Below are 24,046 nucleotides of genomic sequence, written 5' to 3'. Positions count from 1 at the left end.
ATGGCCGCGGGTTAGAAATCTTCGCGGTCGCGGCGGCGCATGAGCCGGATTTCGGATTCGAAGTCGTCCGCGCTCTCGAACGACTTGTACACGGAGGCGAAGCGCAGATACGCCACCTCGTCGAGGACACGCAGCGGTTCGAGGACGGCCAGGCCGATCTCGTGGGCGGGCACCTGCGAGCTGCCCTGCGCGCGCACAGTCTCTTCCACTTCTTGGGCCAGACGCTTCAATGCGTCATCGGTGACATCGCGGCCCTGGCATGCTCTGCGCACGCCGACGATAAGTTTGTCGCGGTCGAACGGTTCGCTCACGCCGTTGCGTTTCACAACAGTGAGGACGGCCTTTTCCACTGTGGTGAAACGCCCCCCGCACTCGGTGCACTCTCTGCGGCGGCGAATTGCTGAGCCGGCCTCGACCAGCCGCGAGTCAGTCACACGAGATTGCTCGTTGTGGCAAAAAGGACAAAACACGGTCTTCCACCCCCATAGTTTTCAAGGCTTGGCGTAGCCGTGAGTCTACGCCCTGCCTAGCGCGCAGTTGCCGCCACAGCCGAATGAGCCGCCTGGCCACTGGACATGGACGAAGGATCCTCTGCTTGCGCCGAGAAAACACCGCCGAATGCGGAACCGATAAGCAGCGCCGCAGTCATGCACACGCCGAGCAGGAGCGTATCGCGCGTCTCGTGCCGTGTTTCGAACGCGTTCACATTGGAAGGACCGTCCAGACTCCCCTTGACGGATGAGCGAGCACCCGTTCGATGGGATCCGGAAATCGCTCGAACACCGGCGCCGCCTGTTCGACGCTTCGGTGCGGATTCAACATCCCAGACTTCTGCCGGAGGGACCACAGATGCGGCTCCGGCGCGTCCAACTAACGTGTTGTGTACTGGATTGATTGCAACTGACATGGTGTGTCTCCCTTCTTTCTGCGGCACACTCTACGTTCGGCACCGACACGCTCGAACGTTCTAACGTTCATTTGTTCGAATACGCTTACGTGTTCGATTTATAGCATCACGTTCAATACGTGTCCATCCAAAGCTTGCACCCATCGAACATGAGTGCCCTATCTGGTAGGTTCGTAGGCGCACAACGCCACCGAGTCCAAGGAGAACGTCATGGCACGAAAGAAGTCCGATCCAGGCAACCCGGATTACAACGCGCTGTCAGACCGCCAGCGCCGGATCCTCCAGGTCATTCAGGACGCTGTGGTCCTGCGCGGTTACCCGCCGAGCATCCGCGAGATCGGTGACGCGGCCGGGCTGCAGTCCACCTCGTCTGTCGCATACCAGCTCAAAGAGCTGGAGAAGAAGGGATTCCTCCGCCGCGACCCGAACAAGCCCCGCGCCGTGGACTTGCGCCAAATGCCGGAAGCCGGCCGAAAGAAGCGCAAGCCGCAGGAGGCGAAGCCGGAAGATTCTGGCAATGCCCGCTACGTGCCGGTAGTCGGACAGATTGCCGCGGGTGCCCCGATCCTCGCCGAGGAGAACGTGGACACCTACTACCCCCTGCCCGAGGAGCTGCTCGGTGACGGCGATGTGTTCATGCTCAAGGTCGTCGGCGAATCCATGCGCGACGCCGGCATCCTCGACGGCGACTGGGTGGTTGTCCGCTCCCAGCCGAACGCCGAGGAGGGCGAGTTCGTCGCGGCGTTGCTCGACGGTGAGGCGACGGTCAAGGAGTTCCACCGCGACTCCACCGGTGTGTGGCTGTTGCCCCACAACGATGCCTTCGAGCCGATTAAGGGCGACGAAGCGGAGATCATGGGGCGTGTCATCTCGGTGTTCCGTACGCTGTAGTCGGTGCGTTTGCATCGAGCAGCCGCAGCCCCACAGACCGGAAATCACATAACGACAAGCGCAGGAGATCGATGTACGCCGAGGAGCGTAGACGCCAAATCGCGTCTTTGACCGCAGTTGAAGGCCGCGTCAACGTCACTGAGTTGGCGCAGCGCTTCGACGTCACCGCGGAGACCATCCGCCGTGACCTTTCGGCATTGCACGACGAAGGCGCTGTGCACCGCGTCCACGGCGGCGCAGTGGCGAGCCAGTCCTACCGCTCGACGGAAATTCCGCTGGATACCCGTCAGCGCGCCTCCCTTGCCGCTAAAGCCGCGATTGCGGAAACCGCGCTGCAGTTCGTGCCGGATGCGCAAAGTTGCACCATCTTTTTGGACTCGGGCACGACGATCAGCAGCTTGGGCAGGCGTCTGGCGGAGACCCGCGGGGACCGGGAGTACTCGGTGGTGACCAACTCCATCCCCACTGCATTGGAGCTGAGCGATTCCGGATTGCACGATGTGCAGCTTCTCGGCGGCTCAGTCCGGCCGATCAGTCAGGCAGTCGTCGGCAGTACCGCGCTTCGCACCCTCGCTCTGTTGCGCGCCGACGTGGCGTTCGTGGGCACCAACGCGTTGTCCATCGGCCACGGCCTGTCCACTGTGGACGCCAAGGAGGCGGCGGTGAAGGCCGCGATGGTCACCAACGCCCGCAGGGTTGTCGTGTTGTGCGACTCCACGAAGCTGGGCAACGACTATGTGGTCAGCTTCGCGCCGCTGACGGACATCGACGTGGTGATCACCGACGCCGAAGCGCCCTCCGCGTTCGTGGACGAACTGCGCTCGCACGGTATCGAGGTCGTGCTCGCGCAGCCCCAGTAACCCTCGGTGCGCCGCCCGACGTATTTCACTGGGGCGTTCTTTGACTTTCTGCGCGAAAATGGTGGCATCTTCGCATGAATGCGACCTACACTCGTTGCAGACTTGAATGAAAAACAACGGAAAGGACACCCGAATGGCTTCCAAGACTGTGAAGGTCGGTTCCACCGTCGGGCTGCACGCTCGCCCGGCCACGGTGATCGCAGATGCTGCCGGCGAGTACGACGACGAGATCCTGCTGACGCTTGTCGGCGGCGACGATGACGACGAGACCGACGCCGCATCCTCGCTGATGATCATGGCGATGGGCGCGGAGCACGGCGACGAGGTCACTGTCACTTCCGACAACGCCGATGCCGTGGAGAAGATTGCGGCGCTGATCGAGCAGAACCTCGACGAGGAGTAAACACTTTTCGCTTCTCGACGAGCTCACGCCCGGGCACTGTGCCCGGGCGTTTTCACGTGCAGCATGGGCCAGCCGCTAGAACGTCGACGGCTTCGACACGTCGAACTCCTTGCGGTACTGCCCCTCCCCCAACGTGTTGTACGCCCAGCGCATCAACGGATAGATCACGATGATGCCCACTGAGCCCAGCGCGATGCCTTCCAACGTCACAGCGCCGATGTCGAGCGTGAGGTTGCCGATGCCCACAATCAGCGCAACCGCGGCCGCGGTGAGGTTCGCGGGATCGGTGAAGTCCACCTTGTTGTCCTGCCAGATACGCACGCCCAGCATGCCGATGAGCCCGTAGAGCACCAGGCACGCGCCGCCGAGCACGCCGGCGGGGATGGTGAAGATCACGGCGCCGAATTTCGGGATGAACGCCAGGACGATCGCAAACGCGGCGGCCACCCAATACGCTGCGGTGGAGTACACCTTCGTCGCCGCCATCACGCCAATGTTTTCGGCGTAGGTGGTGGTGCCGGACCCGCCGAAACCGCCGGCGAGCGTGGTAGCGATGCCGTCGCCGATCAGCGCGCGGCCCTGCATATCGTCGAGGTTGCGCCCAGTCATCTCGGATACGGCCTTGACGTGGCCGACGTTCTCCGCGATCAGCACGACCAACACCGGCAGGGTCACCAGCACGGCGGAGACGTGGAACTCCGGGCGGTGGAACTGCGGCAGGCCGATCCACGGGGCGTCGGCGATCGTTTGCAGTGCGTCCTCGCCCAAGCCGCCCGTCAAGGCCGCGAACAGCCAGCCGACGAGCACGCCGATGAGGATGGAAAGGCGCGAGAACAGGCCGCGGGTGGCCACGGTGACCACCACAACCGTCAGCAGCGTTACCGCCGCGACCCAGGGCTGGGTTTCCACGTTCGACACCGCGGTCGGCGCCAGGTTGAAGCCGATGAGCGCGACGATGGCGCCGGTGACCACGGGTGGCATCACCGCGTCGATGACGCGTTTGCCCGCCCATTCAACGACGATGCCGACGAGGATGAGTGCCACACCGGTCAGCAGCACCCCGCCCAACTGCGCGCCGACGCCGTACTGCTGCGACGCCGTCAGCGGAGCGATAAAGGCGAAGGACGAACCCAGGTAGCTGGGCACTTTATTGCGGGTGATCAGCAAGAAGATGATGGTGCCCAGCCCGGAGAACAGCAGCGTGGTGTTCACCGGGAATCCGGTCAGGGTGGGCACTAGCAGTGTGGCTCCGAACATTGCAACCACGTGCTGCATGCCGATGCCGATGGTGCGCGGCCAGCTCAGCCGCTCGTCCGGGGCGACAACAGCCCCGGGGCGCACTGTGCGCCCGTCTCCGTGAATGGTCCAGCCGAAAGTGTTAGTCACGAAATGCCATTATCACCCCGCCACCTGATTTTTCCTGTGCCGGGGGTGCCTGGCGGGCAAAGTAGATAGCTCTCAGTGTGGCCTTGCTATTTTGAGCACCATGGAAATCATTGTGCGCCCCACCACCGAAGAAGTAGGCGTGTCCGCAGCCGACATCATCGAACCGTTTGTTCGTGACGGCGCGACCCTCGGCTTGGCCACGGGTTCAACCCCGACCCCCACGTACATGGAGTTGATCCGCCGCCACCGCGAGGAAGGCTTGAGTTTCGCACAGTGCGACGCGTTCCTCCTGGACGAGTACGTCGGCCTGGAACGCTCCGACGAGCAGTCCTACTACGCCACCATCCGCCGCGAGTTCACCAGCCATGTCGACATCGACGATGCAAAGGTGCAGTCTCTCGACGGCCTGTCGGCGGACACCGAAGCTGAAACCCGCAGCTACGAGCAGCGCATCGCAGCCGCCGGCGGCGTGGACGTGCAAATCCTGGGTGTGGGCGCCAACGGCCATATCGCGTTCAACGAGCCGCCCAGCGCCCTTGATTCGCGCACGCGCGAAATCGACCTGCACCCCACCACGGTGGCGGACAACGCCCGCTTCTTCGACAACGAGGACCAGGTGCCGCGCAAGGCCCTGACCCAGGGCGTGGGCACCATCATGGAGGCGCACACCATCGTGCTCATCGCCACCGGCCCGAACAAGGCCGACGCGGTCAAGGCGCTGGTGGAGGGACCGGTGTCCCCGGGCTGCCCGGCGTCGGTGCTGCAGAACCACACGCGCACCACGGTCATCCTCGACGAGGATGCCGCGGCGAAGCTCAACCGATAGCTAGCTGACTACGAACTCCGCGTACTGCTCGGCCAGGACGCGGGGCAGGCGGACGTCGATACGCGTGCCTGCCTCCTCGTATTCCTCCGAGCGCACCGTGCCCTCGTCGTGGACGCGGCTGACCACGTCGCCGCGGGTGTAGGGCACCACCATGGTCACGTGCGCGTCAATGGAGTTGAGGTGCTGCTCGATGCGCGCCTCAAGCTCCTCAATCCCCTCGCCGGTCAGCGCGGAGACGAACACTGCCGTGCGGCCGGTTTTTTCAAACGCGTGGCGCAGCTCGGCCAGCACCAGCGGGTCGGCCTCGTCGATCTTGTTGACCACCACGATCTCCGGGGGCATTTCCTCGCCGGAATCGCGGGTGACCTCGGCGAGCACCTCGTTGACGGCCTCGATCTGCTTCAGCGGGAACGCGTCCGAACCGTCCACGACGTGCAGCAAAAGGTCGGCGCCGGCGACCTCTTCAAGCGTGGACTTGAACGCCTCAACCAGCTGCGTAGGAAGGTGGCGCACAAACCCGACAGTGTCGGTGAGCACCACGTTGCGCCCGTCCGCGAGCTTCGCCTTGCGTGTGGACGGGTCCAGGGTGGCAAACAGCGCGTCCTCCACCAGCACGCCGGCACCCGTCATCGCGTTGATCAGCGAGGACTTGCCCGCGTTGGTGTAGCCGGCAATCGCGATCTTCGGGATGGTGGAGCGCTGGCGCTGCGCGCGCTTGACCTCGCGCGCCGTGGTCATGTCGCGAAGCTGGTGGCGCAGCTTCGCCATCTCGGTGCGCAGGCGGCGGCGGTCCGCCTCAATACGCGTCTCACCGGGGCCACGCAGGCCCACGCCGCCGTTGGAGCCGGCGCGGCCGCCGGCCTGGCGCGACAGGTTGCCGCCCCAACCGCGGGTGCGGCTGTACAGGTACTCCATCTGCGCGAGGCTCACCTGGGCTTTGCCCTCTTTGCTCTTCGCGTGCTGGGCGAAGATGTCGAGGATGAGCATAGTGCGGTCGATCACCTTGATCTTTAGCGCTTCCTCAAGCGCGATCATCTGCGACGGCGAGAGCTCGCCGTCGAAAATCACCGTGTCCGCGCCGGTGGCCTGCACGATCTCGCGCAGCTCCGCCACCTTGCCTGAGCCGATGTAGGTGCCCGGGTCCGGCTTGTCGCGCTTCTGGTACAGCATGTCCAGCACGTCGGCGCCAGCAGTTTTCGCCAGCGCCGCCAGCTCCCACATGCTCGCCTCCATCTCCGCAGTGGTTCCCTCAGTCCACGCGCCGACGAGGAGCACTTCCTCCAGGCGGAGCTTGCGGTACTCAACCTCGTACCCGTCGGTCTGTTCTTCAGAGCGGAGTTCGGTGGCTCCGGTAACGCTGCGGAACGCGTTGCGGTCGGCGAGGTCCAGCGCACCGACCGTGGGTTCCGCACCGGGCTGTGGCTCGTTGTGGCGAAACGCCTGTCGCAGCAGTTCATCGTGGGTGCGCTGCTCGGGCGTCAGTTCGTCTTCAAGCAAAAAGCGATCTTTCCTGTGTGTTGAATCTGTCACTGTCATATCTACCCGATTAAACGCGGCAAGGCCCAGGATTCTTCCCGGTCGGGGCGATTGACTAGAATCAACGGCCATGAGTACAGCAGTCAGCACCGATCTTTCCGCACTCGGCTTGAGCTTTAACAGGTGGCAGGACGCGGTCGAAGCCGCGATCGCCACTGACCGCCTCGCCGTCGTCGGCGAAGTCCGGGGAGGCCAGCTGATCCAGTACACCGACCCGTCTGGCGCGCAGCTGAACATCCTGGCTGTGGAGCCGTTCGCCACCTTCGCGGGCTTCGAGTCGGTCACCCGCACCTACGCGCACATCACGCCGCTTAACGACGTCGTCGCGCTTGCCGATGTGGTCGACCCCCGCGGCAACGCCATGGCGTCGCTGACCGTGAACCTCGCGCAGGAGCCACTGCTTGTGGACGATCCCGCGCTCGAGTGGCAGGAACTCTCCGTCACGGCCCTGGGCCTGGCGGTGGACCGCTACGAATCCACCGAGGCCTACCTGGCCCTGCACCCGGGCACTGTTGTCGGCACCGTGGCTTCCCCCGGCGCCGAGGCCGTGGCAAGCGGCAGCGCCACCACCCCGGATGCAAGCGCCGAGTTTTCGGCCCGCGTGCTGGAGGCGGAGTACCGCACCTCCGCGCTGACCGGTCAGCGCTTCATCCACGTCTCCGTCGATGCGGCGTTCCCGTTCGACGTTTGTCTGCCCGACGGCGAGCTGCCCGCACGCGATTCCGTGATCGCGGGCACCGCCGTGATGGCCGGCTCCATTCCGACGCCTTCCGGCAGCGGCTGCGGGGGCTGCGGCGGATCCTGCGGGTGCGGCGGCCACTAGCCGGGAGTTTCGGGGCCCACAATGAGCTCACCTGACAAAGACCTCTCCAGAGCGCTGCTCGGCGCGTTTGTCCTCGCCGCGTGCGTGGTGCTTGTGCTCTCGCTCAAGTTGCCGGGTCTGTTGCTGTCAGCGTTGCTCATCGTCGGCGCGGTACTGTTCGCCCGCCGCATGCAGGTGGACCCGGAGGTGCTGGCGATCCGATCGTCGTTGCAGTACGCGCGCGACGACATCGCCGAGGTGCTCGACGCCTACGAGCTGCTGCAGCACGGTGCGTCCGCTTCCGACATCGCGGACCGCACGTTGCACTACCCCGCCCTGGCTAACCCGGATAACTCGGTGCCGCAGGTCAACGAATTTCTCCTGCGTGCGTCTTCCGCCCGGCGCTTCCTGGAGCGCATCGACGGCTACCTGGAATCCACCTCCACCGACAAGGCGCAGCTGGAGCGCATCCTGACTGTCGCCGACGAGCGCGCCTTCGAGCTGCAGGAGGCCTGGGACGACGCACGCCGGGCCGCGAAAGAAATCGGCCCGGCGTAAGTACTCCTAGTACGGAAGCTGCGGCAGCTCGAACGGCAGCGCAATCCCCAGCTGCGGGGCAACTGCGACGAAGCCGGCAAAGAGCAAGCCGATCGCCGCTAGTACACCGGCAATGATGCCAATGATCTTCCCGGCGTTCTCCTCCGGAATGTTCTCCTCCGGAATGTTGAAGAAGTTGCTTGCGTAACCCTTCGTCGGGTACGCGACGGTAGCGTTTCCGCCCTGAGCACAGGCCGCCATCGCCTTTTCCACTGCCGGGTTGTATTCGTCCTGAACAGCGTTCAAGACCTTACCCAGCTTCGAGCCGTTGATGCCGCTAATGAAGCCATCCACCCGACCGGACGGAATGTGGAGCGTCTTCGCAATCTCGGCACCGAAGTTCACTTCAGCGAGCGACTGATTACTTGCGACCACGGCCGTTACAGCAACCTTTTCCATTGGCTGCACGGCAGCGCCGTAGGTCAACTCGTCGACTACCCGCGGGTACTTCTCAGCGAGACGTGCCCACGCGTAGACCCTGCCGATGTAATTGCCCATTTCGTCGTATTCGTAGATCTTGTCGATGGCGTCTTCAAGCGCATCCTCTTCCGCTATCGTGATGTCGCCTTCACGTCCGCTATCAAACTTCTTCAGTCCAGAAACGACCTGCGGGTTGGAAAGTGTCGAGTCAGCCCAGCTCTTGATCTGCGGAAACGCACCCTCGATACCCTTGGCGTACGCATCCATCAGGTTGGTGTTGTTGATCGGCTTGTTGGTCTCGGCTAGATAGTCCTTTTCCTCTTGGTTGAGCTTCACGGAGCACTGGTTACCCGCGCGCGGGCCAATCTCCGCTGCATCAACTACGGGTGCCGAGATAATTGATGCCATGACCCCAAGGGCGGCAGCCGAGGCGATTACTTTGCGTTGCATGGAAAACTCCTGTCGGAAAGCTGGGTGAAACAACGACAGCTGAATAGTAAGTCCCCGCGCATGCAACCGTGCTGGATTTGCAATAAATATTCAGGCTGGGTTGAACCGCCAGCGCCCCGACGGAACTGCCTTACAGCTCGTCCGCCAGCTCCCCGTGGAACACGATTGTCGACGGGCCGGTCATCGTGGCCTCGCCATCTTCGAGCACGACCTCGATGGCCCCTCCCGGAACGTTCACGATCACGGAGCCGTTCTCGATGCCCGCGTCCGCAAGCGCCGCCTGCGCGGCGGCGACGGTGCCGGTGCCGCAGGAGCGGGTCTCGCCCACGCCGCGCTCCCACACGCGCATGTGCACGCCCCCCTGATCCAGCTCCGTGAGCACCTCCACGTTCACCCCCTTGGGGAAGAACTCCGGGTCGAACTCGGGTGCCACGAACTCCATGTCAGCCAGGTCCGAGGAGGTCATCCCCGGGATCACGCACGCCAGGTGTGGGTTACCCACGTCCACACCAATGCCGGCGAACTGCGCATCCCCCATGGCCGCGGTGGACACGCCGGTGACCTCAACGCGGCCCATGCCCACGGACACAATCGCATCGGCGCAGTCGGCGGAGATCACGCGGATGTGCTTGACACCGGCGCGGGTATCCACGTCGAACTCGGTGGCGTCCTCCAGCCCCTCGGCCACCAGCACGTGGGCGAACGCGCGGATGCCGTTGCCGCACATCTCCGCGACGGTGCCGTCGGCGTTGCGGTAGTCCATGAACCACATGCCGTCTGTTCCCCCGCGGCGCACCACGCGCAGCAACCCGTCTCCGCCGACGCCGGCGCGACGGTCGCAGAGGAAGGCGACCTGCTCCGGGGTCACGTCGAGGGTGTCCTCAACGTCGATGAGGACGACGAAGTCGTTTTCGGTGGCGTGCGCTTTGATAAATTTCACGCCAGCGAGTCTAACGCGGCGCCCACAACGTCCGCGCCGGCCGCGTCCAGCCACACGGTTCGCGGGTCGCGGTTAAACCAGGAGCGCTGGCGGCGCACGTACCGGCGCGTGCCGGTGATCGTCTGCGCCACGGCCTCGTCTTCGGTGAGCTCGCCGTCGAGCATCGCCAGCACCTGCGCGTAGCCGATCGCGCGGCCGGCGGTGGATTCTCGCACGAGGCCGGCGTCCACCAGGCCACGTGTTTCGTCGATAAGCCCCTGCTCAAACATCATGCGCGTGCGCAGCTCGATGCGCGGGTTCAGCCACTCGGCGTTCGTGCGCAGCCCCAGGATGCGCGTGCCCCAGCGGGGTGCTGCGTTCTTCGGCGGCTGCGAGGCCTGGAAGGGTTTGCCGGTCAGCTCGATCACCTCGAGGGCGCGCACGGTACGGCGCGGGTCCTTGTCCTCGATGGTGCGGGCGGCGGCCGGGTCCACCTCTGCAAGCTCCGCGTGCAGCGCGTCCACGCCGATCTCGGCCAGGCGTTCCTCGTACTTCGCGCGCACCGCAGGGTCGGTGGGCGGGAACGTCCAGGCGTCGATAAGCGATTGCACGTACAGCATCGAGCCGCCCACCAGCACTGGCACCTTGCCGCGCGCCATGATCTCCTCCACCGTCGCCACCGCGAGCGACTGGTACTCGGCCACCGACGCGGTGCGCGTGACCTCCCAGATGTCCAGCAGGTGGTGCGGGATGCCCTCGCGCTCGGCCGCCGGCAGCTTCGCGGTGCCGATGTCCATGCCCTTGTACAGCTGCATGGAGTCCACGTTGACCACTTCGCCGCCGAACTTATGCGCCAGCGCGATGCCGAGGGCGGACTTGCCGCTGGCGGTCGGTCCCACTACTGCAATCGGTTTCATACGCTCCACTCCGCTACGTAGCGCCCCACGCCCAAGGTGTCGTCGTGGTCGATGAGCCGCGCCTCTCGCGGCCGCAGCGTCGCCAGTTCGTGCCAGAGTGCGGGTTCGAGCAATTGCTTATCGACGACCTCCGGTTGCCCACCGTCCAACCACCCGCACAGACGCCGGTGGTACTCCGGCGCGCCGTCGACCAGCGCGAGCGGGGCCCGCGGGGTCAGCCCGGCCGGACCGTCGAGCACCACCACGGTCACCGCGTCCGGGTCGGGGGCGCCGATCTCCCCGCGGACCTCGCGTACCTCCGGGTCCCCCAGTGCGAACCGTGCGACCAGCTCGCCTAAGTGGTTGCCCGCGCGCACGGTGATCCCCGGCCCGCCCCAGGCTTTGAGAGAGCCGGTGTGGGCGGTGCGCCAGCGCTCATCGAGCGAGCAGACGATGTCGATCGCCCTGCCACCGGCGGTGTCTGCGAGCGTGCGGACGTCCTGGAGGAGGCGTTGCGAAGCGGCGTCGCCAGGCGAAAGCGCGAGTGCCGGCGATCCCGGCACGATCCAGAGGTTGGGTCTCACGCGCACAACCCTACCCAGCGCCCCGTTTGCTCCCCGCAGGGCGTGAAGTGCCGGTAATATCGCACGCATTGCGCAAGGCAGCCGCGACGCGCGGCACAGTGCGGCCACATCAACGGCCGCGGAAAGGATGTCCACCATGACCGATTCGAACTCCACTCCGACCCCGGGCACCAAGGCACCGTCGCCGGCTGCGATGGCGAAGAAGCCGGGCCCGCGCCCAGGAGCAGCCGCGAAGACCGTCACCCCGGCTCCCCTGCCGGCGCGCGAGCCGTCGGACCCGTCCAAGTTCGGTCGCGTGGACGATGAGGGCAACGTCTTCCTCACCCGCGGCGGCGAGGAACGCCAGATCGGTTCCTGGCAAGCGGGCACGCCCGCAGAAGGCCTGGCCCACTACGGCCAGCGCTACGACGACCTGGTCACCGAGGTGGAGCTCATTGAAACCCGCCTGCGCGCCCACCCGGAGGACGCGGATGCGCTGCGCAAGTCCGCCGAGGCGCTCAAGGCATCGCTTGACGACGCGGCCGTGATCGGCGACATCGACGCCGTGGAAGCCCGCCTGGACAAGGCGATCGACGCTACCGATACCGCGCGCGAGAAGGCGAAAGAGCAAAAGGCGCAGCGCCGCGAGCAGGCGATCGCCCGCAAGGAAGCGCTCGCTGCAGAGGCCGAGGACCTGGCGGAGAACTCCACCGAGTGGAAGGCCGCGGGCGACCGCATCCGCGCGATCCTGGAGGAGTGGCGCGGCATCCGCGGCATCGACCGCGCAACGGACGACGAGCTGTGGAAGCGCTACTCCCGCGCCCGCGACAGCTTCAACCGCCGCCGCGGCTCCCACTTCGCCGAGCTGGACCGCAACCGCGCCCAGGCCAGGAAGACCAAGGAGGAGCTGGTGGAGCGCGCCGAGGCGCTGAAGGACTCCACCGACTGGGGCCACACCGCCCGCGCGTACCGCGACCTGATGACGGAGTGGAAGGCCGCCGGCCGCGCCCCGCGCGAGGTGGACGACAAGCTGTGGGAGCGCTTCCGCGCCGCCCAGGACCACTTCTTCGAGGCACGCAACGCCGTCAACGCCGAGCGCGACCGCGAGTTCGAGGCCAACGCCGAGGCGAAGGACGCACTGATTTCCGAGTACGACTCGCTCATCGACCCCGCTAAGGGGCTCGGCGCGGCAAAGGCGAAGCTGCGCGAGCTGCAGGACAAGTGGGACGAGATCGGCTTTGTCCCCCGCGGGCGTGTGCGCGAGTTCGAGGACAAGATCGGCCGCATCGAGCAGCGCGTCTCTGAGGCCGAGGATTCCCGCTGGCGCAAGACCGACCCGGCGCAGCAGGACAAGGTCAACCAGTTCCAGGTCAAGGCCGACGACTTTACCAAGCAGGCCGAGGCCGCCGAGGCCAAGGGAGACGCCACCAAGGCCGCCTCCCTGCGCGAGCAGGCGAAGCAGTGGCAGGAGTTCGCCGACGTCGCCGCCAAGGCCATCAACGAAGGCTAGTAAGTTAGCGCGAGTGCTCCACCCCCACCTTTTTCTCCCCCGACCAGACCACGGCGACAACGCCGAGGCCGTGGTCGGGGGCTACGCCTTTTCCGCCACGTTGGCCATCCAGGACATCACGGGTCTTGCCACCTCCGGCGTCTCCGCCGCGCACATTGTCAAGCGTTTAGAGCCCTCCGCCGAGTCTGAGGCCATGTTGTTCGGCTTAGTTTCAACGCAGCACCTGCGACCGGTCACCGACCTGGGCTACCCGGAGCTGTTCCCCGAAGACCTCGACTCCCTCGACGCCTGGCTGTTCGTCTCCCTGCCTCTGCTGGAGGACCGCGGGGTGATCGAGGCGAACTTCACCTTCGACTCCGAGCTCGCTCCCCTTCCGGGCGAGCCCATCCCCGACGCACCGTGGGAAAGCGCGCTGAAGCTTCTCGACGACCTGTCGGCCCGCCTCACCCGCCCCACCCGCCAACTGTGGGTCACCCACGCTGTTGCAGCAGATGAACCGCCGCACGCGCGGGGCTACGGCTACGCGCCGGTGTTCCGCGAGGACCAGGGCACGTTTTCCATCTCCGCGATCGAGGGGCTGCCTGGCCCCGAGGGCACGGCGGACGCCGAGTTTGCGGTCATCGAGGGACCGGGGTTCTTCTCGCGCCGCAAGGCGGGCGCGGACGAGGTGCAGCAGTTCTCCCGTTTGCTCACCTCAGCCTCGCGCGACTACCCCCGCGGCGAACTGGTCATGGACACCATCGAGTGGGACCTCACCCGCATTCAGGACGCCGGCGCCAGGTTGCAGGACCGTGGCGGCTCCCAGCTCACTGGCCTGGCATACGTCAACGACGAGTGCGTCGGTCTTTGCGAGGTTGTCCGGTACTTTTCGGACGACCCGAAAGTCTGCGAACTCGGTTTGATCTATCTGCTGCCCGAGCACCGCGGCCGCGGCATCGGCTCGGCACTGCTGCGAGCGTCGCTTACGCGCGCCAAAGAGATCTGGGAGGACCTAGAGACGGTCTACTGCTCCTACCCCGCCGACTCCCCCGCGGCGAACGCCATCATGCGGAGCCTTGGCGCGGAGGTGGTTTCCTCCACCACCGCGTGGCAGAAAAGGTAGGCAACGCGCCCACCTGGTAAACGCCGATATCGGCGTTTACCAGGTGAGCTGCCACAAAAGACCAGGTCGCGGATCGGCGGTCACGCTAAACGCCGATATCGGCCTTTGCGGGGCTGGGTGACCCGCCCCGGCTTTATATCCGTTAGTCCGACGTCTTGCGGTGACGTTCTGCTGCGCGGGCACGGCGGTCGTCGATAAGCAAAGGGTTTTCCTGCTCCCTGGTTGCGGCGCGCTGCGCGAGCGCCACCTCGTCCTTGCCCTGCGCCTCGGCGCGCTTCCTCGCGACGGCCGCCTGCTCCTCGTTGCGCGACAGGATCAGCGGGAACACTGTGCACACCACGATCACCACCGCGAGCAGGACCAGGTAGTAGCCGGGGCCACGGCTGATACCGGAGGCGTTGGAGTTGCGCAGCCAGATGCCCAGCACGGAGTAGACCAGCGAGACGGTGGTGACCATCCACGCGGGAACCGCGAGCGCGAAGCGCTGCGTGGCAACGGCAAGTGTGGTCAGCACACCGACGCCGATGAAGGAGATCCACGCGAAAACGTACTCCGTGATCGCGGTCTGGGCGTCCTTCGCCGCGTCAGTTGCAGCAAGCACCTGCCACAGCGACGCCCCTCCCACGAACGGCAGGAACAGCGCCACCAGGAAGATGGCTACTGCGGCGGCGAGCACCCAGCGCTTCGCCCCCATGTCCACGGTGGATGCGGCTTTCTTCTCCGCGCGGGCAAGGGATTCGGTGTTGGGCTGCGTCATGTCGCCCAACTGTAGCCCTAGCTACCGCAGCAGGCGGAATCTGCTGGAGCGGCGGCGGGCTGGCCAATCGTCGGCAGGCCAAGGCCCACACCGATGGGCGCGGTGGTGGGCACCTCTCCCCGCTCAGAGTTGTCGCCGGCCTTGGTGCGGCGGTGCTCGTGGATGCCGGAATCCGCGATCAGGTAGTGCGGCTTCGCGTCGGTGATGGTGACGGTGACGATATCGCCCGGGCGGACCTCACCGTCGATGTTGCCCTCGAGCGCGAAGTGCACCAGGCGGCCGTCGCGGGCGCGGCCGGACATGCGATGGGTGCGGTCGTTCTTGCGGCCGTCTTCTTGGACGAGGAGTTCCTGTTGCGTGCCGACGAGCTTCGCGTTCTCCTCCGCGCTGATGCGCTCCTGCAATGCGTGGAGGCGTTCGAAGCGCTCCTGGACCACAGCCTTGGGGATCTGCTGCTCCATCTCCGCCGCCGGGGTGCCGGGGCGCGGCGAGTACTGGAAGGTAAACGCGGAGGTGAAGCGGGCCTTCTCAACCACGTCGAGGGTGGCCTGGAAATCCTCTTCGGTCTCGCCAGGGAAACCGACGATGATGTCGGTGGTGATCGCGGCGTGCGGCAGCTTCTCGCGTACCTCGTCCAGGATGGCCAGGAACTTCTTGGAGCGGTAGGACCGGCGCATGTCCTTGAGCACCTTGTCGGAGCCGGACTGCAGCGGCATGTGCAGCTGCGGGCACACGTTCGGGGTCTCCGCCATCGCGTCGATGACGTCGGAGGTGAACTCCGCCGGGTGCGGGGAGGTAAAACGTACGCGCTCCAAGCCCTCGATGTCGCCGCAGGCGCGCAGCAGCTTGGAGAAGGCAGAACGGTCGCGCTCCATGTCCTCGTCGACGAAGTTCACGCCGTACGAGTTCACGTTCTGCCCCAGCAGGGTCACCTCGGAGACACCCTGATCCACCAGCGCCTTAACCTCGGCGAGGATCTCGCCCGGGCGGCGGTCCACCTCCTTGCCGCGCAGGCTGGGCACGATGCAGAACGTGCAGGTGTTGTTGCAGCCCACCGAGATGGACACCCAGCCGGCGTAGGCGGATTCGCGCTTGGCGGGCAGCACGGACGGGAAGACCTCGAGGGCCTCCACGATCTCCACCTGGGCCTCATCCTCCACACGCGCCCGGTCGAGCAACGCCGGCAGCGCAGAGATGTTGTGGGTGCCAAAGACAGCGTCTACCCACGGCGCCTTTTCAATGACGGTGTCCCGGTCCTTCTGCGCAAGGCACCCGCCGACGGCGATCTGCATGCCCGGGTGGTCGGCCTTGACGTTTTTCAACTGGCCCAGCGAACCGTAGAGGCGCTTGTCCGCGTTCTCGCGCACCGCGCAGGTGTTGAAGACCACCAGGTCGGGCTCCTCACCGGCGTCGGCCGCGACGTAGCCCGCGTCTTCGAGCATGCCGGAAAGACGCTCGGAGTCATGCACGTTCATCTGGCAGCCGAACGTGCGCACCTCGTAGGTGCGGGGATTGCTGTTTTGGGTGGTGCTCGCCGTAGTCACGGCGAGACAGTCTATCCAGGTGAGCTACAACCGCGAAATGGCGTGAGCCAACCCGTCGATCTGTGCGTCGGTGTGCGTGGCCATCACCGTCACCCGCAACATCGCAGCACCGTGCGGGACGGTCGGCCAGCGGATGGCGGGCACGAAGTACCCGGCCTCCCGGAGCCTGGCGGACGCGTTCACCGCGCGCGTTTCGTCGCCGATGGGCACCGGGATGATCGGGCTGGCCCACTCGCCCATTCCGAGCTGGCTTGCCAAGCGACGGATGTTGCGGTGCAGCGCAGGCACCGGACTACCGTCGCCCTCGAGCACGCCGATGGCCGCCGAAACCGCCGCGCACGTGGCCGGCGTGGACGAAGTGGAGTAGACGAAGGTGCGGGCCTTCTGCCGCAGCAGCGCAGCCACTGGTGCGGAGGTAGCCACTGCCCCGCCCTCGACTCCGAGTGCCTTGGATGAGGTGGCGACGAGGATGTCCGGATGGTCGTCGATAAGCGAAAAGTGCTCCGTTATGCCGCGGCCCGTGGCGCCGAGGGTGCCGGTGCCGTGCGCGTCGTCGACCATGAGTGCGGCGCCGTGGGCGCGGCAGACGGCGATCAGTTCGGGGACGGGCGCGAGGGTGCCGTCCATGGAAAACAGACCGTCGGTGACCACGATTGCGTCTCCGGAGTGCTGCCGAAGCAGCTCGTCGACGTGCGCGGGGTCGCGGTGGCGGTACACGCGCACCGTGGCACCTTGGGCCTTGGCCAGGCGGCAGCCGTCGATGATGCTGGCGTGGTTGCGCTCGTCCGACAAGATCAACGTGTCCGGTCCGGCGAGCGCCTGCAGCACACCGGTATTGGCCATGAACCCGGCGGAGAAAAACACGGCGTCGTCGTAGCCGAGGAAGCGCGCGAAGTCGCGCTCAACCTGGGTGTGCAGGGCTGTCGAGCCGGTGGTCAGGCGCGAGCCGCCAGAGCCCGCGCCGAACTGGTTGAGTGCGTCGGAGGCCGCTTCAGTCACGGCGGGGTGTTCGGCTAGCCCCAGGTAGTTCGAGGAACTGAACAGGACGTATTCGCGCCCATCGATGGTCGTTACCGGGGTCTGGCCAGTACTGAAGATTGCGGGGGTGCGCTCAAGTCCTTGGCTGTGCCAGTTGTCGCACTGTTGCTCGGCGACGTTGTCGAGCCAGCTCATTTGGTCTCCCCGACCAGGACTGGAGTGTGCTCGAGGTAGTCAATCAGGTCCGCAGGGTCGTCGGTGTCCACCACGAATAGGCGCCCGCCCAGTGGGGAGCCGCCCGGCTTTATGTTGGGCACGCGCAGGTACCCCATCTCTCTGGAGGCCACATAGCCGGTGGTGTAGTCCGGATCGTCCGAGATGCAGACCTCGGCGAGCACCGCCGGGTGGTGCGCCACCTTGGAGGCCAGCACAAGCGCATCGGTGACGCGGGTCTTGCCGGAGTGCGCCTCGGGACGCTCCCCTGTGGCGGTGGCGGCGTCCATCGAGGTCACCCGCACGCCGCGGGCGTGGTCCGGCTCGAGGCGTGCACCGGTTGCCGCGTGGAAGAGGATGGCCCCGCGCATGTCGCGCACACCGGTGAGCAGCTCCCACGCTTTGACCGCGTGCGGGGTCAGCGGAGCCAGGGTCTCGATGACGGTCTCGCGGGCCTCTGCCGGGTCCGCGCAGTGCGCCTCCGTGATTGGCAACGCCGGGATATGTGCGACTTCCCCGTCGATGGCGGTCACCGTGACGGTGATCGAATCCGGTTTTCCCTTGCCGTGGGCGAGTGCCCGCGTGCCCATCGCGGCACACACGTTGGGCACCCCGCGCTCCTCCACGATGCGCTCCGCGCCGGAGATGTGAGTACCGCCTGCGCTGGAGCGCATCTTCACGCTGAACAATGCCATGCGGGCAAGTCTAGGAGACTGCCTTGAACGCTGTTCAGGGTTTCGGTCTACTCTTCGCACTCGGCGATGCGTGCGTCCAGCTCCTCGCGTGCGATGCGCAGCGCCATGCCCTGGTTGAAGCCGCGCCGGGCCAACGCACCCACGACGCGGCGCAGGTGCTTGTCGTACTCGGCGCGGTCTGCGGGAGCCGCTTTTACTTTGCGTGCGGACTTTTCCGCAACCGCGCGGGCCGTGTGCTCCTCGTCCTCGTCCGAGATCTGCTCCAGGGCCGCGGCGCGGTCCGCTCCCCCAACGCCCTTGTCGCGCAGCTCCATATCCAGCGCACGGGCGGACTTGCCACGGCGGGCGGCGCGCTGGCGCACCCACTCGTGGGCGAATTGCGAGTCGTTGATCAGGCCGGAGCCAGCGAGGTCGTCGAGGACTTCGTCCACAACCTGCGGCTCGAACTCGGCCTTGACCAGCCGCTCGCGCAGCTCTGCGCGGGAACGCGCACGCTGGTCCAGCAGGCCAAGCGCCCGTTTGCGCACGGGCGCTAGGGCCTCCTCGTGTGTCCGGTCGAAAAGACCGGTGCCCGGCTCGTAGGCGTCAAGCGCCGCCTGGAGCCGGGCAATCTTGTCCGCGTCCGCCACAACTACTTCTCCGCGGTTGCAGGTGCCGCCACGTCGTCCTCGTCGTCGAAGTCGATGTTCGGAACCATATCCACCGGCTCGTCCGTCAGCTCGTCGGAAGCGTTGGCGTATTTGCCCACGCCGAGCGCGCGGAAGATCTTGTCCTCGATCTCGTCCGCCAGCTCCGGGTTTTCCTTGAGGAAGATGCGGGCCTTCTCCTTGCCCTGGCCTAGCTGGTCGCCCTCGTAGGTGAACCAGGAGCCGGACTTTTTCACGATGCCGTTTTCCACGCCCATGTCGATGATCGAGCTCTCGCGCGAGATGCCCTCGCCGTACATGATGTCGAACTCGGCGATCTTGAACGGCGGGGAAACCTTGTTCTTCACCACCTTCATCTTGGTGCGGTTGCCAATGGAGTCCTGGCCGTCCTTCAGCGTCTGAATGCGGCGGACATCGCAACGCACGGATGCGTAAAACTTCAGCGCCTTACCGCCGGTGGTGGTCTCCGGGGAGCCGAACATCACGCCGATTTTCTCGCGCAGCTGGTTAATGAAGATGGCGGTGGTGCCGGAGTTGTACAGCGCACCGGTCATCTTGCGCAGCGCCTGGGACATCAGGCGGGCCTGCAGGCCGACGTGGCTGTCGCCCATCTCGCCCTCGATCTCCGCCTTCGGGGTCAGCGCCGCCACCGAGTCGATCACAATGATGTCGATCGCGCCCGAGCGCACCAGCATGTCCGCAATCTCGAGCGCCTGCTCGCCGGTGTCCGGCTGGGAGACCAGCAAGTTGTCGGTGTCTACGCCGAGCTTGCGCGCGTAGTCCGGGTCGAGGGCGTGCTCGGCGTCAATAAACGCCGCAATGCCACCGGCGCGCTGCGCCTCCGCAATCGCGTGCAGCGCCACAGTGGTCTTACCGGAAGATTCCGGACCGTAGATCTCCACGATGCGCCCGCGCGGCCAACCGCCGATGCCGAGTGCGACGTCGATGGCGGTGTTGCCGGAAGAAATGGACTGGATCGGCGGGCGGTTGTCGTCGCCCAGGCGCATGACCGCACCCTTGCCAAAGTCTTTCTCAATCATTGCCAGCGCTGCATCGAGCGCATTCTTGCGGTCGTTGCCGGCCGAAGCCGCGGACTTCTTCTTCGTTGCCATGTGGTGTTTCTACCTCCAAGTATTCGGCGGCGCTGGGCGCGTCGCGTGCACAGTTTGTTAGTTAGACGTATCGCCATACCGCTTCGGTTCCCTCGAACGCGAAGAAATTTCTCCCAAGCGGAAAACACGGCACACTGTAGAACGCGACGGCGACACGCCAGAGAATACACGCAAACGTGTTCGAAATTCAACGACACGCCGGGGCAGCGGAGCCGTCGATAAGCAACTGACCCTTACGTGCCCGGGCGATCGACCCCGAGGCGGCGCTCCTCCGGGACGTCGAACGCGTCGCAGAGCCCGCGCCACGCGTCGCGCGGGTCCACACCGGCATCGATGAGCTGCGCAGACGTCTGCTCAAACCCGGGCAGCACCTGGGTCTGGATGATCCACTGCGCACGCTCCGAGCCGAATTCGTCCCGCACAAGCTGGTGAAACTCCGTCAAACGCATGCGCCCGACAGTACACGCCACCCGTCGCGGTACACTCCCGCGCATGAAGAAAAACTCTACGGCGCAGGATATCGCGCTAATCGCGGTCTTTGCCGCCATCGTCATTGTGCTGGGCTTCGTGTCCATCCCGGTCGGCGCGGCCGGCGTGCCCATCGTGCTGCAGAACGCCGCGGTCATCCTCGCTGGCCTCGTCCTGGGGTGGCGCCGCGGATTCTCCGCCGCCGCAATCTTCCTGCTGGTGGGCCTGGCGCTGCCGGTGCTCGCGGGCGGCCGGACCGTGATTTCCGCCCTCGGCGGGCCGACCGTCGGGTACCTGGCCGGCTACCTCGTCTCCGCCGCCGTCGCCGGTGCGATCGCCTACACCGCACCGTTCCGCTCGAACAAAGCGGCGAGCATCGGCATCCTCATCCTCGCCGGCTACCTTGGCCTGTTTTTCCAATACCTCTGCGGCGTGTTCGGCCTGATGTGGCGCTCTGACATGACCTTCGGCGCAGCCTGGGCGGCGCAGATGCCGTTTCTGCTGCCGGACGCCGGCAAGGTCGCGCTCATGATCGCCATCGCGTTCGCCGTGCACCAAGCGTTCCCGGATCTGCGCGGGGCCCGCAAGTAACCGCCATGCCCCTCATCGAGTTCCGCGGCGCTGCCGTCGCGTATGACGGCGAGCAGATCCTCGCGCCGCTCACCGTGAGCCTGTCGGAGCAGCGCATCGGCATCATCGGCTCCAACGGCTCCGGCAAATCCACCACCGTGCGCCTGATCAACGGCCTCATCGAGCCGACATCAGGGCAAGTGCTTTACGACGGGCTCACGCCCAACAAACGCGGCAAAGACATCCGCAAACGCGTCGGATTTGTCTTCTCCGACGCCGAATCCCAAATTGTCATGCCGCGCGTTTCCGACGACGTGGCATTCTCCCTGCGCCGCTTCAAGCTTCCGCGCGAGGAGGTCAAACGGCGCGTGGCAGAGGCGCTCGAACGCTTCGAGCTCACCGACCGCGCCGAGAACTCCCCGCACACCCTCTCCGGCGGCGAGAAGCAGATGCTGGCGCTCGCCTCGGTGCTCGTGATCGAGCCGGACACGATCATCGCCGACGAGCCCACCACTCTGCTAGACCTGCGCAACCGCCGCCGCATCGTGCGCGAGCTGATGTCGCTGGACCAGCAGCTGATCGTGGTCACCCACGACCTGGAAATGCTGCGCGGATTCGACCGCGTTCTGGTCATCGACGACGGAGCCTTGGCCTACGACGGCGGCCCCGACGCGGCAATCGCCTTCTACACCGACCTGATGGATGCGAAGCCGTGATCCGCGAACTGCCCCTCGGCGTATACGTGCCGGGGACGACTCTGCTGCACCGCACGGGTGCAGCGCTGAAATTCGTGTTGCTCGTGGCATTCATCATCGGCGTCACCGCGTTGCCGACGCAGCCATGGCACGCTGTGGCCGCCCTCGCGTTCGTGTTGGCGCTCTACGTATGGGCACGGATCCCCGCCCGCGTAGCGTGGCGCCAGCTAGTGCCGTTGGTGCCCGTGCTGGCTTTCTTCGGCGCGTTCATGGTGTGGCAAAACGGCGTTGCCTCTGCGCTCACACTGCTGGTCGGGCTGCTTGCCACCATTGCTGCGGCAAACCTGTTGACGCTGACCACCCCGGTCGAGGAACTCCTCACCGCGCTGGACCGCGCCCTGTCCCCCTTCGGTCGCGCGGGCGAACTGATCTCTTTGACCATCGCGCTCACGATCCGGCTTATCCCCCTCACCCTCGCCACGGCGAACGAGGTGCTCGACGCGCGCAAGGCCCGCGGTGTCGGGTTCTCCTTCACCGCATTCGGCATCCCGTTGGTGATTCGGTCTGTGCGCCGCGCGAAGATGATGGGAGAAGCGCTCATGGCCCGCGGAGCCGTTGATTAGCACCTGCTTAACGACGACGTTCCGCCCGGCCCCTGCTGTGAGGGACCGGGCGGAACGCGCTGAGACGGGCTAGCTATTAGTTACTGCTACCTGCGGAGCTACCTTCACCGCCACCACATGCATTGACAATGCTGACGATTGCAAGGACACCAAGTGCCGCCGCTGCCAAGCCGCCCGCGATCATGCCGATCTGCGGATCAACCTGCGGGAGCATCTGCTGCGCCTGATCCCTCAGTGCATGGAGTGAATCCTGAACGCCTGCCGGCAGCGGAAGGTCGACCTGCGATGCAATCCCCAGCGGGATCAGCGCCACAAGCGGAAGCGACCATCCGGTCAGCGCAGCGACGCACTTGCCGTCCAACGACGACCCCTGAGACTCCGCCGGTGCCGTTGCTGTCTGGGTCACCGTGGTGAGCGGGTGCTCGGTCGATGTTTCAGGAGTGGCCTCCACCTCGAAACGGACTTTTTCAACGATCGTAGAGTTTCCGGTCGTCGTCACCACTTCCGCGGTGTAGTTGCCGGGCTTTGCAACCCTGCCCGCAATGACGTTGTCCTCGGGGCGGAACTCGAGGCCCTCCGGCAGGTCGTTAACCTCGACGATTGCCCCATTAGCCGCAGCCACCCGGTAGTACACATTTGTTTCACCCGCAACAATCTTCGTCAGATTCGGAGCGGTACGCGTCGTCGTGACAGGTGCATCAACGTCGACTGCGTCCTGGTCCGATTGAACCGTGGATGTCGGCGTCACAGTCTCGGTCTCCGAGCGACCGGCGACAGTGGTTGTGACTGGGGCTGCGGTAACCGTGGTGGTTTGTGCCGTATTCGTTACTGTCTCCGTCACCGCATCAGCTGTTGCCACCGGCGTGACATCAACTTGCTCCGTCACCGTCGGCGTGACCGTCTCAGCCTTAGCCGAAGACGTCTGCGTCGCAGTCACCGCCGCAGCAGTGGTCACCGGCGTTTCGGTGACCTTCTTCGTCTCCGTGGGCACCACAGTCTTTGTCGCAGCCGTCTCCGTCTGCGTTTCAGTCACCGCCGCAGCCGTCGTCGTCGGAGTCTCGGTGGCTTTCTTCGTCTCCGTGGGCACCACAGTCTTTGTCGCAGCCGTCTCCGTCTGCGTTTCAGTCACCGCCGCAGCCGTCGTCGTCGGAGTCTCGGTGGCTTTCTTCGTCTCCGTGGGCACCACGGTCTTCGTCGCTGCCGTCTCCGTCTGCGTTGCAGTCACCGCCGCAGCCGTCGTCGTCGGAGTCGTGGTCACCTTCTTCGTCTCAGTCGGCGTCACGGTAACCTCCGGCGCGCTCACTGTCGTATACACGACGGTTGCCGCAGCCGTCGTCGTCGGAGTCGTGGTCACCTTCTTCGTCTCAGTCGGCGTCACGGTAACCTCCGGCGCGCTCACTGTCGTATACACGACGGTTGCCGCAGCCGTCGTCGTCGGCGTCTCGGTCACCTTCTTCGTCTCCGTCGGTGTCACGGTCTTCGTCGCAGCCGTCTCCGTCTGCGTCGCAGTCACCGCCGCAACCGTCGTCACCGGCGTCTCGGTCACCTTCTTCGTCTCCGTGGGCACCACGGTCTTCGTCGCAGCCGTCTCCGTCTGCGTCGCAGTCACCGCCGCAACCGTCGTCACCGGCGTCTCGGTGACCTTCGTCGTCTCCGTCGGCACCACGGTCTTCGGC

28 protein-coding genes are annotated in these 24,046 nt (G+C 65.6%); 12 read left to right on the top strand and 16 right to left on the bottom strand.

From position 1 onward, the window contains the following. Positions 1 to 11: 11 nt before the first annotated feature. Positions 12 to 470 (bottom strand): transcriptional regulator NrdR, encoded by a 459-nt coding sequence (nrdR, locus tag O5O53_RS05070; protein ID WP_269509585.1) that lies wholly within the window; start codon positions 468 to 470, stop codon positions 12 to 14. A 56-nt stretch (positions 471 to 526) separates the two neighbouring features. Further along, the gene (locus O5O53_RS05065) at positions 527 to 907 is read right to left on the bottom strand and encodes a hypothetical protein (protein ID WP_239306955.1); all 381 of its coding nucleotides are present in this window, start codon (positions 905 to 907) and stop codon (positions 527 to 529) included. A gap of 210 nt (positions 908 to 1,117) precedes the next feature. On the opposite strand from O5O53_RS05065, the gene lexA reads away from it, so the two are divergent. The 3 genes from lexA (at position 1,118) to O5O53_RS05050 (ending at position 3,061) form a co-directional block, all read left to right on the top strand. Continuing rightward, positions 1,118 to 1,798 (top strand): transcriptional repressor LexA, encoded by a 681-nt coding sequence (gene lexA / locus O5O53_RS05060; RefSeq protein WP_181888577.1) that lies wholly within the window; start codon positions 1,118 to 1,120, stop codon positions 1,796 to 1,798. Positions 1,799 to 1,869: 71 nt separating this feature from the next. Further along, positions 1,870 to 2,658, top strand: a complete 789-nt coding sequence (locus tag O5O53_RS05055) for a DeoR/GlpR family DNA-binding transcription regulator (protein ID WP_239306956.1) — start codon at positions 1,870 to 1,872, stop codon at positions 2,656 to 2,658. Between the two features lie 133 nt (positions 2,659 to 2,791). Beyond that, positions 2,792 to 3,061, top strand: coding sequence for an HPr family phosphocarrier protein (locus tag O5O53_RS05050; RefSeq protein ID WP_070474252.1), 270 nt, complete (start codon positions 2,792 to 2,794; stop codon positions 3,059 to 3,061). A 75-nt stretch (positions 3,062 to 3,136) separates the two neighbouring features. On the opposite strand, the gene O5O53_RS05045 is transcribed toward O5O53_RS05050, so the two are convergent. Then, positions 3,137 to 4,447: a uracil-xanthine permease family protein gene (locus O5O53_RS05045; protein WP_269509583.1), complete on the bottom strand. Its 1,311-nt coding sequence runs from the start codon at positions 4,445 to 4,447 to the stop codon at positions 3,137 to 3,139. Positions 4,448 to 4,547: 100 nt separating this feature from the next. On the opposite strand from O5O53_RS05045, the gene nagB reads away from it, so the two are divergent. Continuing rightward, positions 4,548 to 5,273, top strand: a complete 726-nt coding sequence (gene nagB / locus O5O53_RS05040; RefSeq protein ID WP_269509581.1) for a glucosamine-6-phosphate deaminase — start codon at positions 4,548 to 4,550, stop codon at positions 5,271 to 5,273. Here the strand turns inward: nagB and hflX are convergent, their stop codons facing one another. Then, the gene (hflX, locus tag O5O53_RS05035) at positions 5,274 to 6,809 is read right to left on the bottom strand and encodes a GTPase HflX (protein ID WP_269509579.1); all 1,536 of its coding nucleotides are present in this window, start codon (positions 6,807 to 6,809) and stop codon (positions 5,274 to 5,276) included. A gap of 70 nt (positions 6,810 to 6,879) precedes the next feature. On the opposite strand from hflX, the gene O5O53_RS05030 reads away from it, so the two are divergent. Both O5O53_RS05030 and O5O53_RS05025 read left to right on the top strand, forming a co-directional pair. Next, on the top strand, positions 6,880 to 7,632 hold the full coding sequence (locus O5O53_RS05030) for a hypothetical protein (RefSeq protein ID WP_269509577.1): 753 nt from the start codon (positions 6,880 to 6,882) through the stop codon (positions 7,630 to 7,632). A 21-nt stretch (positions 7,633 to 7,653) separates the two neighbouring features. Beyond that, the gene (locus O5O53_RS05025) at positions 7,654 to 8,169 is read left to right on the top strand and encodes a hypothetical protein (protein ID WP_269509575.1); all 516 of its coding nucleotides are present in this window, start codon (positions 7,654 to 7,656) and stop codon (positions 8,167 to 8,169) included. A 6-nt stretch (positions 8,170 to 8,175) separates the two neighbouring features. Here the strand turns inward: O5O53_RS05025 and O5O53_RS05020 are convergent, their stop codons facing one another. The 4 genes from O5O53_RS05020 to O5O53_RS05005 all read right to left on the bottom strand — a co-directional run bounded on the left by O5O53_RS05020 (position 8,176) and on the right by O5O53_RS05005 (position 11,477). Then, positions 8,176 to 9,078 (bottom strand): hypothetical protein, encoded by a 903-nt coding sequence (locus O5O53_RS05020; protein ID WP_269509573.1) that lies wholly within the window; start codon positions 9,076 to 9,078, stop codon positions 8,176 to 8,178. 130 nt (positions 9,079 to 9,208) lie between these two features. Next, the gene (dapF, locus tag O5O53_RS05015) at positions 9,209 to 10,018 is read right to left on the bottom strand and encodes a diaminopimelate epimerase (protein WP_269509571.1); all 810 of its coding nucleotides are present in this window, start codon (positions 10,016 to 10,018) and stop codon (positions 9,209 to 9,211) included. After that, a complete protein-coding gene (gene miaA / locus O5O53_RS05010) occupies positions 10,015 to 10,914 on the bottom strand; it encodes a tRNA (adenosine(37)-N6)-dimethylallyltransferase MiaA (RefSeq protein ID WP_269509569.1) in 900 nt (299 codons plus the stop codon). The genes dapF and miaA overlap by 4 nt, the downstream gene beginning before the upstream one ends. Next, entirely contained in the window at positions 10,911 to 11,477 is a 567-nt protein-coding gene (locus tag O5O53_RS05005) for a hypothetical protein (protein ID WP_269509567.1), read from the bottom strand. The genes miaA and O5O53_RS05005 overlap by 4 nt, the downstream gene beginning before the upstream one ends. A 127-nt stretch (positions 11,478 to 11,604) precedes the next feature. Between O5O53_RS05005 and O5O53_RS05000 the strand changes: the two genes are divergently transcribed. Both O5O53_RS05000 and O5O53_RS11710 read left to right on the top strand, forming a co-directional pair. Then, positions 11,605 to 12,966, top strand: a complete 1,362-nt coding sequence (locus tag O5O53_RS05000; protein WP_269509565.1) for a DUF349 domain-containing protein — start codon at positions 11,605 to 11,607, stop codon at positions 12,964 to 12,966. Positions 12,967 to 12,979: 13 nt separating this feature from the next. Then, complete coding sequence (locus O5O53_RS11710) at positions 12,980 to 14,068, top strand: GNAT family N-acetyltransferase (protein ID WP_269509563.1); 1,089 nt, start codon at positions 12,980 to 12,982, stop codon at positions 14,066 to 14,068. A gap of 142 nt (positions 14,069 to 14,210) precedes the next feature. On the opposite strand, the gene O5O53_RS04990 is transcribed toward O5O53_RS11710, so the two are convergent. From O5O53_RS04990 to O5O53_RS04960, 7 genes are all read right to left on the bottom strand, one after another. Next, entirely contained in the window at positions 14,211 to 14,825 is a 615-nt protein-coding gene (locus O5O53_RS04990; protein WP_269509561.1) for an Rv2732c family membrane protein, read from the bottom strand. Positions 14,826 to 14,842: 17 nt separating this feature from the next. After that, on the bottom strand, positions 14,843 to 16,369 hold the full coding sequence (gene miaB / locus O5O53_RS04985; RefSeq protein WP_181888591.1) for a tRNA (N6-isopentenyl adenosine(37)-C2)-methylthiotransferase MiaB: 1,527 nt from the start codon (positions 16,367 to 16,369) through the stop codon (positions 14,843 to 14,845). 24 nt (positions 16,370 to 16,393) lie between these two features. Continuing rightward, positions 16,394 to 17,542 carry an aminotransferase class I/II-fold pyridoxal phosphate-dependent enzyme gene (locus O5O53_RS04980; RefSeq protein WP_269509559.1) on the bottom strand — a complete coding sequence of 383 codons (1,149 nt, stop codon included), beginning with the start codon at positions 17,540 to 17,542 and terminating at the stop codon, positions 16,394 to 16,396. Continuing rightward, positions 17,539 to 18,255, bottom strand: coding sequence for a 6-carboxyhexanoate--CoA ligase (locus tag O5O53_RS04975; RefSeq protein ID WP_269509557.1), 717 nt, complete (start codon positions 18,253 to 18,255; stop codon positions 17,539 to 17,541). The genes O5O53_RS04980 and O5O53_RS04975 overlap by 4 nt, the downstream gene beginning before the upstream one ends. 47 nt (positions 18,256 to 18,302) lie before the next feature. Then, positions 18,303 to 18,884 carry a recombination regulator RecX gene (gene recX, locus O5O53_RS04970; RefSeq protein WP_269509555.1) on the bottom strand — a complete coding sequence of 194 codons (582 nt, stop codon included), beginning with the start codon at positions 18,882 to 18,884 and terminating at the stop codon, positions 18,303 to 18,305. A gap of 2 nt (positions 18,885 to 18,886) precedes the next feature. After that, the gene (recA, locus tag O5O53_RS04965) at positions 18,887 to 20,014 is read right to left on the bottom strand and encodes a recombinase RecA (RefSeq protein ID WP_239306971.1); all 1,128 of its coding nucleotides are present in this window, start codon (positions 20,012 to 20,014) and stop codon (positions 18,887 to 18,889) included. 233 nt (positions 20,015 to 20,247) lie between these two features. Continuing rightward, on the bottom strand, positions 20,248 to 20,463 hold the full coding sequence (locus tag O5O53_RS04960; protein ID WP_269509553.1) for a DUF3046 domain-containing protein: 216 nt from the start codon (positions 20,461 to 20,463) through the stop codon (positions 20,248 to 20,250). Positions 20,464 to 20,506: 43 nt separating this feature from the next. Between O5O53_RS04960 and O5O53_RS04955 the strand changes: the two genes are divergently transcribed. Genes O5O53_RS04955 through O5O53_RS04945 form a run of 3 tightly spaced genes read left to right on the top strand, consistent with a single transcriptional unit; the run spans position 20,507 to position 22,370 of the window. Then, positions 20,507 to 21,073 carry a biotin transporter BioY gene (locus O5O53_RS04955; protein ID WP_269509551.1) on the top strand — a complete coding sequence of 189 codons (567 nt, stop codon included), beginning with the start codon at positions 20,507 to 20,509 and terminating at the stop codon, positions 21,071 to 21,073. A gap of 5 nt (positions 21,074 to 21,078) precedes the next feature. Further along, a complete protein-coding gene (locus tag O5O53_RS04950) occupies positions 21,079 to 21,768 on the top strand; it encodes an energy-coupling factor ABC transporter ATP-binding protein (RefSeq protein WP_269509549.1) in 690 nt (229 codons plus the stop codon). Beyond that, positions 21,765 to 22,370 (top strand): energy-coupling factor transporter transmembrane component T family protein, encoded by a 606-nt coding sequence (locus O5O53_RS04945; protein WP_181888598.1) that lies wholly within the window; start codon positions 21,765 to 21,767, stop codon positions 22,368 to 22,370. The genes O5O53_RS04950 and O5O53_RS04945 overlap by 4 nt, the downstream gene beginning before the upstream one ends. A gap of 76 nt (positions 22,371 to 22,446) precedes the next feature. Here O5O53_RS04945 and O5O53_RS04940 read toward each other — a convergent pair whose 3' ends face one another. After that, positions 22,447 to 23,256 carry a hypothetical protein gene (locus tag O5O53_RS04940; RefSeq protein ID WP_269509547.1) on the bottom strand — a complete coding sequence of 270 codons (810 nt, stop codon included), beginning with the start codon at positions 23,254 to 23,256 and terminating at the stop codon, positions 22,447 to 22,449. Here O5O53_RS04940 and O5O53_RS04935 point away from each other — a divergent pair. Beyond that, positions 23,234 to 24,046, top strand: an 813-nt coding sequence (locus tag O5O53_RS04935) for a hypothetical protein (protein ID WP_269509545.1), incomplete at its 3' end; no start/stop codon positions are given. The two genes, O5O53_RS04940 and O5O53_RS04935, sit on opposite strands and share 23 nt — an antisense overlap.

Source organism: Corynebacterium faecium (assembly GCF_027257105.1).
Classification (GTDB): Bacteria; Actinomycetota; Actinomycetes; order Mycobacteriales; family Mycobacteriaceae; genus Corynebacterium; species Corynebacterium lehmanniae.
The sequence above is the reverse complement of the archived record's forward strand: the minus strand, read 5'-3'. Positions and strand labels throughout refer to the sequence as shown.